Origin of the sequence: Muribaculum sp., assembly GCF_029051885.1 — a bacterium.
Classification (GTDB): domain Bacteria; phylum Bacteroidota; class Bacteroidia; order Bacteroidales; family Muribaculaceae; genus Muribaculum.
Genome location: NZ_JAIDKI010000219.1, coordinates 1 through 12,772 on the forward strand (window position 1 = coordinate 1; position 12,772 = coordinate 12,772).

The 12,772-nt window shown below is 50.1% G+C and carries 11 protein-coding genes, 1 tRNA gene and 1 pseudogene; 8 read left to right on the forward strand and 5 right to left on the reverse strand.

The window, feature by feature from the left end; genetic code table 11:
* Positions 1–169: 169 nt before the first annotated feature.
* Positions 170–376: pseudogene (locus tag K2I50_RS10900) on the reverse strand (IS982 family transposase); the annotation flags it as partial.
* Positions 377–489: 113 nt separating this feature from the next.
* Here K2I50_RS10900 and K2I50_RS09040 point away from each other — a divergent pair.
* The 6 genes from K2I50_RS09040 to K2I50_RS09065 all read left to right on the forward strand — a co-directional run bounded on the left by K2I50_RS09040 (position 490) and on the right by K2I50_RS09065 (position 8,176).
* Complete coding sequence (locus tag K2I50_RS09040; RefSeq protein WP_068959783.1) at positions 490–705, forward strand: hypothetical protein; 216 nt, start codon at positions 490–492, stop codon at positions 703–705.
* Entirely contained in the window at positions 692–1,294 is a 603-nt protein-coding gene (locus K2I50_RS09045) for an ATPase (RefSeq protein ID WP_301025996.1), read from the forward strand. Before K2I50_RS09040 ends, K2I50_RS09045 begins: the two co-directional genes overlap by 14 nt.
* 512 nt (positions 1,295–1,806) lie before the next feature.
* Positions 1,807–2,118 carry a PepSY-like domain-containing protein gene (locus K2I50_RS09050; protein ID WP_301025997.1) on the forward strand — a complete coding sequence of 104 codons (312 nt, stop codon included), beginning with the start codon at positions 1,807–1,809 and terminating at the stop codon, positions 2,116–2,118.
* Positions 2,119–2,528: 410 nt separating this feature from the next.
* Positions 2,529–3,326 (forward strand): glycoside hydrolase family 16 protein, encoded by a 798-nt coding sequence (locus K2I50_RS09055; RefSeq protein WP_301025998.1) that lies wholly within the window; start codon positions 2,529–2,531, stop codon positions 3,324–3,326.
* Positions 3,327–3,442: 116 nt separating this feature from the next.
* Positions 3,443–6,523, forward strand: a complete 3,081-nt coding sequence (locus K2I50_RS09060; protein ID WP_301025999.1) for a SusC/RagA family TonB-linked outer membrane protein — start codon at positions 3,443–3,445, stop codon at positions 6,521–6,523.
* A gap of 18 nt (positions 6,524–6,541) precedes the next feature.
* Positions 6,542–8,176, forward strand: coding sequence for a RagB/SusD family nutrient uptake outer membrane protein (locus K2I50_RS09065; protein ID WP_301026000.1), 1,635 nt, complete (start codon positions 6,542–6,544; stop codon positions 8,174–8,176).
* A 155-nt stretch (positions 8,177–8,331) separates the two neighbouring features.
* Here K2I50_RS09065 and K2I50_RS09070 read toward each other — a convergent pair whose 3' ends face one another.
* The 4 genes from K2I50_RS09070 to K2I50_RS09085 form a co-directional block, all read right to left on the reverse strand.
* A complete protein-coding gene (locus K2I50_RS09070) occupies positions 8,332–8,901 on the reverse strand; it encodes an N-acetyltransferase (RefSeq protein WP_301026001.1) in 570 nt (189 codons plus the stop codon).
* A 437-nt stretch (positions 8,902–9,338) separates the two neighbouring features.
* A tRNA-Leu gene (locus K2I50_RS09075) sits at positions 9,339–9,422 on the reverse strand.
* 142 nt (positions 9,423–9,564) lie between these two features.
* Positions 9,565–10,017: an SsrA-binding protein SmpB gene (gene smpB, locus K2I50_RS09080; RefSeq protein ID WP_068959790.1), complete on the reverse strand. Its 453-nt coding sequence runs from the start codon at positions 10,015–10,017 to the stop codon at positions 9,565–9,567.
* Between the two features lie 56 nt (positions 10,018–10,073).
* Entirely contained in the window at positions 10,074–10,625 is a 552-nt protein-coding gene (locus tag K2I50_RS09085) for a hypothetical protein (protein ID WP_301026002.1), read from the reverse strand.
* Between the two features lie 58 nt (positions 10,626–10,683).
* On the opposite strand from K2I50_RS09085, the gene K2I50_RS09090 reads away from it, so the two are divergent.
* Together K2I50_RS09090 and K2I50_RS09095 are read left to right on the forward strand one after the other, a co-directional pair.
* Positions 10,684–11,874: an acyltransferase family protein gene (locus tag K2I50_RS09090; RefSeq protein ID WP_301026003.1), complete on the forward strand. Its 1,191-nt coding sequence runs from the start codon at positions 10,684–10,686 to the stop codon at positions 11,872–11,874.
* The gene (locus K2I50_RS09095; protein ID WP_301026004.1) at positions 11,867–12,601 is read left to right on the forward strand and encodes a HesA/MoeB/ThiF family protein; all 735 of its coding nucleotides are present in this window, start codon (positions 11,867–11,869) and stop codon (positions 12,599–12,601) included. Before K2I50_RS09090 ends, K2I50_RS09095 begins: the two co-directional genes overlap by 8 nt.
* Positions 12,602–12,772: the final 171 nt, after the last annotated feature.

Consider the following 12,772-nt stretch of genomic DNA (forward strand, 5'->3'; position numbering starts at 1 on the left):
CTATGTAAAGTAGAGGCGTTGTGGCGAAACGCGTTTTCAGCCGCAACGCCTCTTTTTTTATCTGTGGATGTATTGGCAGGAGCTATTATTATCGGTACTTGAAGTCCGGATGGAGATAGGCGGGATATCACACAAACGACACACGCGATATATACAGAAACATGAGTTCGCCTGTACATGTCCCCGGCAGCACTTCTTTGATGAATACTGTGATAGAAAGCAGCATGGATTTATGGAGTTTCATAATGACTGAATTATTCTCTGAATCCCTTGCTGTGAAAGAGAATTAGGATGGTGATTTGAGTTAGGATGAAAAATACTTGCAGAAGTCATCTGCAAGACAGAAAATTTCTGTAATTTTGTTCTCGGAAATCATAGCGATAAATTCTTGTTAATGTTATAATTAGACACTAACGAAGATGTGTTGATTTCTTTCAATGTCTCTATAATAGAGGACGTCGATGGCGTTGAATAATAAAAGATTATATTATGTCGGAAGCTGAGATGAATAGTTATCGACTTACGTCGATGGAGGAGCCGGGCGATGAACGCATGGCACAGATTATGCGTGAGGTGGCCGAGGATGCCCGCGAAAGCACCCGCAGGGCTGCCGAGCGCGTGGTTGCCGGTATTGAGGCAGCTTCGCATGAAGCTCGCGCAAGAGTTGAAGAAACCTTAAACAGGCTTCGCAATGGCGGCAAGTGAGCACAGACCGGTGCTGATAGTGATTGCCGGGCCCAATGGGTCGGGCAAGACTTCCGTGACCTCCAAGATTCTGCATCATGAGTGGTTGGAGGATTCGGAATATATCAATCCCGACAATGTCGCCCGCGATGTATTCGGCGACTGGAACAATCAGGCATCTGTACTGAAAGCCGCCAACTATTGCAATGAATGGAGGGAAAGATGTCTTGCCGAACGCAAGAGCCATATCTTTGAGACTGTGATGTCTGCTGCAGATAAGGTCGATTACATTCTCAGAGCGAAGCAAGCCGGATTCTTTATCCGTCTGTTCTTCGTTTCCACTGAATCGCCGACAATAAATGCGAAGCGAGTAGCAAACCGAGTGCTGAATGGAGGTCACGATGTGCCTATACCCAAAATCATATCCCGCTACGACAAGTCCATCGCAAACTGTATAGCTTTGGCTCCATACGTTGACAGGCTCTATGTCTACGACAACTCAATTGAGGACGCGGAAGCCCGGCTTTTGTTCCGATTGAGCGACGGTGAGCTTGCGAAACGCTATGTTGATGAGCTTCCCGACTGGGCTTCAAACATCCTTCCGAGATAAGAAATGACAAAGTAACTGATGTCATTCTTATGAATTTAAGAGCTTGTTTAATAATAAATGTTACCGTCAGGGCGGTCAATCGTCGAGTATATTTTCGCTTGTGATGAGGGAGTTATGGGGTTCCATAACGACCGAAGAACAGGCGGAAAGATGCCGGCGATTGACCGACTGGAGGTAATTTGTTTCATATCGTTGATATATTTTTGCATTTATTTCAAAATCAGCGAGAGAGCGAGGAATTATAAAATTACCGGTTGTTTCGTATATCTTGGCCGCTTTTCGCCCTGTTCCTCAGTTGTGTACATAAAGTACACTCCTTCGTCACATGTCGAAAATCGTCTCAAGCTATACGACCCTGGCGGCAACATTTATTATTAAACAAGCTCTAAACCTTCATATTTGCACCATACGGTATCAATGCATTGATATTCAAATATGGTTAGATTCTTGACCGTGACAATCTTCCTGTAAAGGCGCAGGAGATGATTACCACCTATTTTCCAAAGGCAAAAATGTCTATGATTAAGGTCGACAAGCATCTGCTTAAGAAGACTGACTATGACGTAAAGCTGGTAAACGGCACTAAGATAGAATTCAACAATTCTGGAGAATGGACATCCGTCGACTGCAAAAAGAAGAGTGTCCCCGATGAACCCGTGCCTAAACATATCCGCAGAAAAGTGGCTTCAAGCTATCCTGATGCCACTATAACCCGAATCACCAAGAAGTCAGGCGGACATATCGTCGGGCTTTCTGACGGCACGGAATTGAAGTTCAATCTGCTCGGTCAGCTCAAAAAGAGTTCCGACAGTCTTGACGAGTAATCCACATCTATGTAAAGTAGAGGCGTTGTGGCGAAACGCGTTTTCAGCCGCAACGCCTCTTTTTTTATCTGTGGATGTATTGGCTGGAGCTATTATTATCGGTACTTGAAGTCCGGATGGAGATAGGCGGGATATCACGCAAACGACACACACGATATAGACAGATTTGGTTAATTCTTGTAATCGTAACTTCAATATCTATTGACTTATGGGGTAGGTAACTAATAGGAGGTAATCTGGGGTTATTAATAACTATGCCATAGTATTTTTGTGATTATTGAAGTATTTTGATATAATTATAGTTAAATAATATTAAAAAAAAGTTGTGGTGTTAAGAAAAATAAAAATTAATATCATATCTTTGTTTCCGTCAAATTAATGCCATAAAAACAAACTATCACTATTGCTAAATGAACCGCTTATTATCTTTTGTTATTTCGGCGCTGCCAATTATGGCGCTTGCATCCGACTACCCTAACCCCGACCAATCCAAGTGGCGGCTTGCCTGGGAGGAGAATTTCGATGGTACGCAGATTGACTCTACCGCATGGAGCAAGTGTACACGAGGCACTCCCGACTGGCAGAACACCCAATCGCCCGATCCGCGCCTTTATGAGGTAAGCGACGGCACGCTTAAGCTCCGAGGCATTGTCAATGACGACACCTCGAAAGATTCTGCCCCGTATCTTACCGGAGGCATCTGGACCAAGGATAAAAAATCGTTCGACCCCGGGCGTTTTGAGATTCGTGCCAGGCTCCATGGTGCCAAAGGTGCATGGCCTGCCATATGGCTTCTCCCTTACGACCACAAAAACAATATGTGGCCTAATGGCGGAGAAATCGACATAATGGAGCGCCTCAACAACAATCATGGCGCTTACCAGACGGTGCATTCCCATTATACCTACGACCTCGGACGCACTGCCAATCCCCAGTCGACAGGCATATATCCCATCAATCGTGATGAGTTCAACGTATACGGAGTTGAGATGTATCCCGACAAAATTGTATTCATGATCAATGGAGAGCCTACGCTGACCTATCCTAAGGTCAACGACGGTGCCGAAGGTCAGTTCCCCTTCTACATACCACAGTATCTGCTCATCGACATGCAGCTTGGCGGACAGTGGGTAGGTGAGGTAGACCCTGCCGATTTGCCTGTTGAGATGGAAATTGACTGGGTTCGTTACTACGAGCCGGTAAAATGATGTGGATTACGAGTTTCTTACCTTAAATTTTAGCAGAACACAAACCATCTATTCTAACCTTGGGTAATACTGTCTCCGTACATACGGAGGCGGAAGCCCGTTATTTACCAATCATTATGAGTGTGAACTATTTCAGTAAGTTCCGCCGCGGGATGGCCATGAGCGCCATGGTCTGCGCTGTCACTGTAGCTCAAGGAGCCGTGGTGAAGGGAACTGTCACCGACCCTGACGGTGAGCCGTTGATCGGCGCGAGAGTTGAAATCAAGGGCACGAAAGTGACCGTGATTACTGACGTAAATGGAGAATTCAGACTTGATGCTGATCCGAAACAGAGCATTACGGTAAGCTATATCGGCTATTCGTCTGCAACCTATCCCGTAGGCGACCGTACATCATTCAATGTCGTACTCGAACCCTCGAGCACAATGCTCGACGAGACTGTGGTAGTAGGTTATGCCACTCAAAAGAAAATCAACCTTACAGGCGCGGTAGCCTCTGTATCTTCCAAGGATATCGAAAACATACCCGTGGCCAACACTGCAACCCTCCTTCAGGGACGTGTACCCGGACTTGTGATGACAGGAAGCGGCGCCCAGGCCGGTGCCGACAACCCTGAAATCCGTATCCGCGGTATCGGCACTTTCGGCAACAACAACCCGATGCTCCTTATCGACGGAGTAGAGTGTGCCCTCTCGCAGCTGTCGGAACTCCCCGCTGCCGATATCGAGAGTGTATCGGTACTTAAGGATGCCGCATCTGCTGCAATCTATGGTGTGCGTGCCGCCAATGGCGTTATCCTTGTCACTACCAAGCGCGGACAGAAGTCGGAGAAGGTAAGCGTGAACTACCAGGGCAGCTATACCCTCCAGACACCCGGCACCCTTCCCAACTATGTCGACTCCTACAACTGGGCTCTTATCCGCAACGAGGCCATGGCATATGCCAACCGTGATGCAACATACGACGACGCAGCCCTCCAGAAACTGCGCGACGGCAGCGACCCCGACCATTATGCCAACACCGACTGGCTCGACGAGGTGCTCCGCAACGCTCCCATGTGGCAGCATCGTGTAGGCGTGTCAGGTGGCTCCGGCACAAGCAACTACATGGCGTCGCTCAGCTACTCCAACCAGGAGGGTATCATGATGCAGACCGGCGTGGAGCGTCTCGGATTCCGTCTTAACCTCGACACAAAATACAAGCGCTTCTCATTCGGCATGAACGCCTTCGGTTCGCGCAGTAAGATTACCGCTCCCTGTATTGATGTAGCTGGTACCGGCGGTGTCATGCGCTACATCTCATGGTTTACACGCCCCACAGTGCCCGCCATGTACTCCAACGGTCATTTCGGTTATGTCGACGGTGCCTCCAATACTTCAAGCGGTCTGAACGCCGAGCAGATAAAGAACCCGCTTGAGAGCATGACCAACGGCTACCGCAACAACTACAAGTGGTTCTTCAACGGCAAGGCCTGGGCTGCTCTCGACATATACGATGGCCTCAAGTACCAGCTCAACCTCGCCTACAACTTCGACATGAACACCACCAAGGCGTTCAATCCTACAGGAGGCGAGCGCTACGATTCCGACGGCAAGGTTATCAAGGCCGGCAGCACCGAGAACTCGCTTACCGACTACTGGTACAACAACGCTACCTGGACCATCGAAAACCTCCTTACCTACAACAAGCATTTCGGTGCCCACGAAATCAACATCCTCGCCGGCCACTCGGCCATCAGCTCGGAGTACCGCAGCACCAAAGCCTCCAAGGCAGGTTTCCCGACCAACAATATCTATGAGCTCGATGGCGGCACAAAGAATCCTACCGCCGGAGGTAGCTCGCAGGGATACCGCCTGCAGTCGTTCTTCGGACGTATCAACTACATCTACGACAACCGCTACATGCTGGAATTCAACGTGCGCCACGACGGCTCGTCACGCCTCCCCTCCAAGAACCGCTACGCCACATTCCCCTCTGTATCGCTCGGCTGGGTGTTCACCAATGAGAAGTTCTTCCAGAATTTCAACATACAGCAGATTCTCAACATGGGTAAGATTCGCGGCTCGTGGGGTAAGCTCGGCAACCAGGAGATAGGCAACTATCCCTACACCGCCACCCTCGGTGCCTCGGGCAACTATTTCTTCAACGAAGCCATCGACAAGCAGGCCGGTATGGTAGCCACATCTGTGCCTAACGACGATATCCGCTGGGAGACAACACGCACATGGAACCTTGGTATCGACCTCGGATTCTGGAACAACCGTGTGTCAACATCTCTTGACTGGTTTGACAAGAAGACCTCCGACATCCTCATGCAGCTCGCAATGCCCGGTATCTTCCTCGGCAATCTCTCCGCTCCTTACCAGAATGTAGGCTCCGTGCGCAACCGCGGTCTCGAATGGAGTGTAAACTATCTTGACTCCTACGGCGACTGGACATGGAACGTAGGATTCAGCATCTCTCACGTGAAAAACGAAATCCTCGCGATGGGCGGACAGCAGGAGCGCATCTCAGGCAGTACCATCAACCGCATCGGCGAGCCTATCGGATCGTACTACGCTCTCAAGGCTATCGGCATCTACCGTTCGCAGGATGAGGTAAACAACCGCCTCACCCCCGACGGAAATGTCGTTACACAGTACGGTTCTATCCCCCAGCCGGGCGATATCATGTATGAGGATGTCGACGGCAACGGCGATGTCAACGACTCCGACCTCAAGATTATCGGTAATCCGTTCCCCAAATACAGCTACGCCTTCAACCTCGGAGCCACATGGAAAAACTTCGACGTATCTGCTTTCTGGCAGGGTGTAAGCGGTATCGAGCGCTACTGCTGGGAGACTACCTCCGATATCCGTGGCAACCTCACCGAGCGTTTCCTCGACCGCTGGTCTGAAACAAATCCCAATGGCTCGATGCCCCGTATCGGCAACACCGCCAACGACAGATACTCTTCATTCTGGCTCGAGGACGCAAGCTATCTGCGTCTCAAGACTCTCGAAGTTGGCTACACTTTCCGCCAGCACGTGCTCGCCAAGGCAGGTATCTCAAGCATCCGTCTCTACTTCTCGGGCGGCAACCTCTGGACAATCACCAGCCTCAAGAACTGGGATCCCGAAAAGACCTCGGGCGACAGCCGTCAGGATGTGCATCCCGGCATGAAGACATATTCATTCGGCGTTAATGTTCAATTCTAATCTCGAAAGGAACAAATCATGAAACATAATATCTTAAACATAAAGACTATTTTTGGCTCGGCCCTCATTGCGGCCATGGCCATGACGTCGACCTCTTGCTCCGATGACTTCCTCAATGTCGACAACCCCAACCAGCCATCCTCATCCACATTCTGGGCTAACGAGGCCGACGCTCTGATGGGGCTTACCGCCTGCTACGATGCTATGCAGTCGATGAATCTCTACAATGACCACCTCGACAACTGGAACTTCGGTTTCCTCTCGCGCGAGACATCAACCGACAACGGCGACCACACCTGGGGCAACTGGATGCTCGGAAGCTCAATCAGCGAGTGTACTTCCGGTACCAACGACGAGTGCTTCTCGATGTACTGGAACGCCAACTTCGAGCTCATCAAGCGATGCAACGAGGTGACCGCCAATATCGACCGTATCGCGGCATCCGACGCTGTAAAGAATGTATACCGTGCCGAGGCCATGGCTCTGCGTGCGCTCGCATACTGCAACCTTACTTCAGTATTCCGCGATGTGCCCTATTTCACCGAACCGCTTACTATGGCGACTGCCGAAGTAGCCAAAACACCTAAGGCCGATATCGTCAACTCCATCATTGCCGAGTTGAAAGCCAATCTCCCCAACCTCCCTGCAAAGGGTTCACAGAGCTTCGGCCGTATGAGCCGCGAGGCCGGATACGCCATCCTTGGCCGTATTGCCCTCTTCTCACAGCGTTATGACGACGCCATCGACGCTTACAAGAATGTCTATGGCAAGGCTCAGTTGTTCAAGGCCGGCGACGGCTCCGACCTGTATGCCAACTTCCGCGACCTCTTTACCGAAGCCAATGAAAATGCCGACGAAGTGCTCCTGAGCGTGCACTACAAGGGCCCGGCTCTTGGCGAGGGACAGACATTCGGCATCGCATGGAAAGCCCCGATGAATGCTATCGAAGCATCCATGAACCTTGCCAACGAATATTATTGCACCGACGGTCTCCACATCTCAGAGTCTCCTCTCTTCCCGGCCGAACTCCTCCCCGGCGGTAGCAATCCGTATTCGAAGTCCAACCAGGATCTGCGTATGTGGGAAAACCGCGACCCGCGTCTCAAAGGCACTCTCTTTGTGCCCGGCATGACTTGGAACGGCAAATATTACGCTACCTGCGGAGCATCGTCTACAGTGCATATCTTCAAGTGGTACATCCCCGAAAATACCCAGAACGAATACGACGGCTCGATGGACTACTACATTATCCGCTATGCCGAGGTGCTTCTCAGCTATGCCGAGGCTCTTATCGAGAAGGGTGCCGACACTACTACTGCTATCGACTGCATCGACCAGGTGCGCCAGCGCGTAGGCATGCCCAAGGTGGGTGATGTAGAGGGCAAGAACAAGAGCCTCTCTCAGGCCGACCTCCGTGCTATCGTGCGCCACGAGCGCCGCGTAGAGCTCGCTTTCGAGGACCTCCGTTTTGCCGACCTCTACCGCTGGGGCGAATTTGCAAATGCCCAGACCCGCATGCAGCAGGACCGTAGCAATGGTTTCGGTGTACTGAACCACCAGAATCCCCGTGGTGCTCAGGATACAGTATGGCCCATACCTCAGGGCGAGATTAACACCAATTCCAAACTCGTGCAGCACGACGAATGGAAGTGATGTCATCCACTTGGATTTAGGTCTTTATTGATTGGTTCAATATAACACCGACGGTGTGTCAGACTACCTGACACACCGTCAATTTTTTTGTCGCGCCTGTCGGCTGTACTGCGTCAGCCAAGCGCAGAGCGGGCTATCAGTGCCCACTATTTGTGTTAGTTGGGATGGGAGAATATGTCAAGATACATTCTGCGAGTATGGTTTCCCATGTCAGAGAGTGTCTGAAACTCAAATCCTAATTTATCAGTATAGAAGTTGATAGTTCGATAATTATTGAGAGCATCGACTGTGATGAACTGGCAACCGGATACCCTAATCATTGAGAAAGAAGCTCTTACAAACTCCACAATAATACATCCTATACCCATTGACTGTACATCCTTTCTGACTGCAAGATGTCCGATGTTGATAGCCGGATATGAGGGCTGGCGGCTGAATATATATGAATACTCAAAGGGTAGATTCGGGAAATCTATTTTGTCCTCATGCTCCAGTGAAAGGATATCGTTAGCGAGTGTAAAAAGGCCGATAGTCTGCTCATTTTCTTTCAGGACGCATTTGTATGGGATAAGGTAGCCGTACTTGCGACACAAGAGTACCTCATCATGAAAGAAATCGTCAATTTCTGCGCAGCCGCATGAAAAATCGGAGAGCGATGCAATGTCACTCTCCGATAATGGAGAAATTATGACATCAGAGACCGAAAAAAGGGTTTTTCCCGCCATTGGCTTTCATGTAGGTGTCATAAGTTTCTTTAGCTCGATGGTATAATTCTCTCTCTCGGGGTGTGAAATTCCCGCTCATTTTACGCGCCATTTCATCGTGAAAGTGCTTCACTTCCTTGCGTGTCATTGGTGGATTGGGGTTGCTGGGAATCATCGTGATTTAATTTGCTCGTTGCGTATATATGCAAAGTTAGTGAACTATAATAAAATAACAAACAAACGAGAACAAAAGAAAAATAAAACAAACTACTTACTGTGTCAAAAACGAAAAAATCTAATCAGTCTGTAATCATTCCGTGTGAATGCACCGGGCCGTGAGGTTCGGTGCATTTTCATTGCAAGCGGTTGAATGTACCTTATTGACGGCAACATTTATTATTAAACAAGCTCTTAAAATGATTAATCCCCTGAACTCAATGAGTTAAGGGGATTTAGGGTACCTGAAGTGGGACTCGAACCCACACAGCCGTTATGGCCAAGGGATTTTAAGTCCCTCGTGTCTACCATTCCACCATTCAGGCAGCCGGTATTATAGCGCAAAGGTATGTAGTTTTTTTTGATTGTGCAAATCTTTTGTCGTGATTGACTGCACAATGCTACCGCCACAGACCACGGTACAATGCTTTAGGCGTGAGCTGCGGCAAAACACATGGCGCGGCTACATTATTTCTGCATCATGCGGGCCATGTCGCGCTTGTCCTCGCGCTCTTTGATTGACTGGCGCTTGTCGTATTCCTTCTTGCCGCGGGCTATTCCCACCACCAGTTTGGCCAGACCGCGCTCATTGATAAACAGGCGCAGCGGCACTATGGTGAATCCGGCCTCTTTGCCCGATTTTTCCATACGCGCTATCTCCTTGCGGTTGAGCAGCAGCTTGCGGTCGCGGCGTTCGGTGTGGTTGTTGTATGTGCCGTAGAAGTATTCGGCTATATACATATTCTTTACCCATACCTCTCCATTATCGACAAGGCAGAAAGTGTCGACAAGGCTTGCTTTCCCCTGGCGCAGCGATTTTATCTCGGTGCCGGTAAGCACTATCCCCGCGGTAAAAGTCTCGGTGATGGCGTAGTCGTAGGTTGCCCGACGGTTTTTTATGTTGATTTCTTTACTGTTCATGTTATCAGTCTTCGTGTGTGTTGATTGTAGTGTCTCTGTTGTCCCTTTCTAAGGAATCATATGGGCATAAGCAGCTTGAATATGTAGCCTACTAAATAGGGCGGCAGAAGGATAAACAGAGCGCAGAGCAACAGAAACGAGGGAATGTTGCCTTCTGCGATATTGAGATATTGACGGCCGGCCCACATGATTACGAGTACGAACAGCGGCATGAACTGCACGAGCGACAGTTCCATAGGCAGGCAGTTGCGTATCAGCGTTATCAAGGCCAGTATCGACAGATTGTAGAGGATGAATGTGTTTATCTTCTTGTCGCCGGGATTGTCGGTCGACACCTTTCCTATAGTGGCCGACATCAGGGCTGATGCAAGAAAGTAGGCGATAAAATAGCTCACGAATGTCACCACCGCGCTTTCTATGAGCACCGGGAGAGTGAGGTTATTGTCGTAGATGCGGGGCAGGAATGCCGAGCAGGCGGTAATGCCGAGCAACGGGTAGAACCCCGATGTGGCAAGCTGCTGCGGCGATTCGCCTACTGCGGCCACGTCGACCCATCCTTTGCCCGGGGATATGATAAGCTGCATCATGCAGCCGATAAATTTCAGCATAAATTTGTTATTACTCTTGGTTATATGTCGGAGTGGAGGTTGCAAAATTACAAAAAAAATGGCTAAATTTGGCCATCAGATGGAAAACTCGATTGCATCAGCTAATACTCCCCGGCCCCGTGACGCCGTCATGTCGATTGTAAAGGGAATGGCTATCATCCTTATGGTTGCGGGCCATGCCGAGGGGGGCGACATGCTTGTGCGGTTCATATATCTTTTCCATATGCCGGTATTTTTTATAGCCGCAGGATATTTCTTTTCGCAGTCGAGCCTCGATGACCCATGGCGTTTCTGCATGAAGCGTGTCAGGGGGCTTTATTTCCCGTTTGTAAAGTGGGCGCTCCTGTTTCTTGTGCTCCACAACATATTGTTTTATTTCGGCATACTCAATGAGACCTACGGCAACTGGAAGGGGGGTGTCACACATCCCTACACTCTGCATTCATTCTTTCAGAGGCTCGTACATATTATATTTTCCATGGCCGGCTACGATGAGTTCATGGCCGGAGCGTTCTGGTTTTTCAGAGCGCTGCTGATTACATCGGTGGGATACCTGTTGCTGCGGTTGCTCCTGCGCCGGCTGTTTCCCGGGATTGGTGCGGTACGCGCGTCGTTGGTGATATGCGCCGCCGCGCTTGCCTTCGCACTTTTCAAGATAGGATGCGGCATGCGTATCGTCACCGTCGTGCAGGGTGGCATACGCGAGACATGGGGCATATTCTTCTTCAGTTTCGGGGTGATATTCCGGGCTCTTGAGTCGCGGCTGCCGTGTATGTCGTGGTGGCATGCCATCGCTGTGGTTGCTTTTCTGATAGCCGGGGCATGGCTGGAATGGACCGGAATGACGCTTACTCCTACGGTGCTTACCGTAGCCACTCTGCCTGTGACGGGAATACTCGGATTCATGCTTCTGCGCTGGCTCGGACGTCATATCGACAACCGCGACAATCTGTTGCGCCGGATGCTTGTCACCGCCGGCGAGATGACAATGTGTGTGTTCGTATTCCATATATCCGCATTCAAGCTCGTGAGCCTGGTGAAGATATGGTGGTACGGTCTTGATTTCGGACAGATAGGGTGCCATATGGTAATCCACGACCATGCTTCCTCCGATTTTTTCTGGGTGGCGTATACGGTGGTCGGGGTAGCGGTGCCGATAGCCTGGAAAATGGCGTATGACAGGGTGGCATCGGAAGTGCGCCTCAGGCGCATGCAGAATGCGATAAGTAAAGTCACTGAAAATGGATAAGGACATTGATGAAGATATAGCGGTGCGTTACAGCGGTCACCGCGCCTTGTGTGAAATTGACCTGCCCGGACAGCGCGCCATAGAGCGCGGGCGTGTGCTTGTGGTAGGAGCCGGAGGCCTTGGCTCTCCGGTGTGCCTCTATCTTGCGGCGGCAGGGGTAGGGACTATCGGCATAGTCGATGCCGACACTGTGTCGCTTAGCAACCTTCAGCGCCAGATTATACACCACACTTCCGACATCGGACGCAGCAAGGTGGAAAGTGCCGCCGGAAAGATGAGGGCGATAAATCCTCATGTCGAGGTAGTGGAGGTCCGAGAGATGCTTACACCCGAGAATGCTTCGTCGCTTGTGGCTGATTATGATATAGTGGTCGACTGTACCGACAATTTCAATACACGGCTTCTTGTCAATGACACATGTGTGGCCCTTGGTGTGCCTATGGTATATGGAGCTGTGCAGCGTATGGCCGGACAGATATTCACCTATCTCCCCGGAGGGGCCGACTATCGCGCATGGTTCGGATGCTGCCCTCCGTCGCAGGAGCAGCCTTGCTCGGTCAATGGGGTGATGAATACCGTGGTCGGTGTGATAGGCACGCTACAGGCTACAGAGGTGATAAAATATCTTTCGCATGCAGGCGATCTTCTTGATTGCCGGCTGCTGATATTCGATGCCGTGACAATGACGTTCCGTACTATAAAGAGCGGTGTGCGGGGCCAACAGTGATTTTTTTGCACGGGTGTAATGGATTTAATTGTCGTGTAGGCGAGGATTAAGTGAAAATTAATCGGGCGCATTTAAATTTGCGTCAAATCTACTAATCTAAGAGCTTGTTTAATAATAAATGTTGCCGCCAGGGTCGTATAGCTTGAGACGATTTTCGACATGTGACGAAGG